Here is a 684-nt window from a genome sequence, read left to right as displayed (position 1 = left end):
TGCTCAATCATCTGGATCCAGATTCAGGAACCTCAACTGAGTTGTTTGAAAAACTTGAATCCGAAGGATTTTTCATCCTTGCTTCTTCAAATGAGTTAGCCATCGAAGAGATCTTGCCTGTTTATTACACAAGACAGCAGGTTGAACAGACTTTTGATATCGGGAAAAACTATACAGGATTACTGCCAGTTGTTCGTGGTTATATAAAAGCACCCATTTTGGGCGTCAAGTTGATTAACACTTGGTTATTTCAGCTTAACGCTCTGGGTGCTTTTTCTTTAACAAATTTGGTATTTAGTTCGATAACTTAAACAACTAAATATCATTTGTCAATCGATAAATAAAGGAGATTTTTTATGAAAAAAGAGAAGATTTATATTGACATTCTTCAACTGCTTAAAAGCCAGAACCTCGGATTTTCAGTACTCGAACAAATGATTCAGGAACACGAAAACAGAATTGAAATGATTGAAGAAACGATCTTAAGAATCAGAAACAATGAACTTAATGGAGCGGTTTTATATAAAGGTGTTTCGGAGGATCACCATTATATGTTTGAAGCCTACGATTCAGTAAGCAAACAAATTGTTCTATCCGATACCGACCTCAACTTTTCAACTTCATTAGTTGAAATTATTGATATAAGCCACTTCACATTAGGGAATTATGAGTTTCAATACTCAA

2 protein-coding genes are annotated in these 684 nt (G+C 34.5%); both read left to right on the top strand.

The window, feature by feature from the left end; translation table 11 throughout:
• Positions 1 to 311, top strand: a 311-nt coding sequence (locus BO222_RS13840) for a hypothetical protein (RefSeq protein WP_198932083.1), incomplete at its 5' end; no start/stop codon positions are given.
• A 45-nt stretch (positions 312 to 356) separates the two neighbouring features.
• On the top strand, positions 357 to 684 hold a 328-nt coding region (locus tag BO222_RS11620), incomplete at its 3' end, for a hypothetical protein (protein ID WP_143356863.1).

The organism is Ileibacterium valens (assembly GCF_001945525.1).
Classification (GTDB): Bacteria; Bacillota_I; Bacilli_A; order Erysipelotrichales; family Erysipelotrichaceae; genus Ileibacterium; species Ileibacterium valens.
The sequence above is the reverse complement of the archived record's forward strand: the minus strand, read 5'-3'. Positions and strand labels throughout refer to the sequence as shown.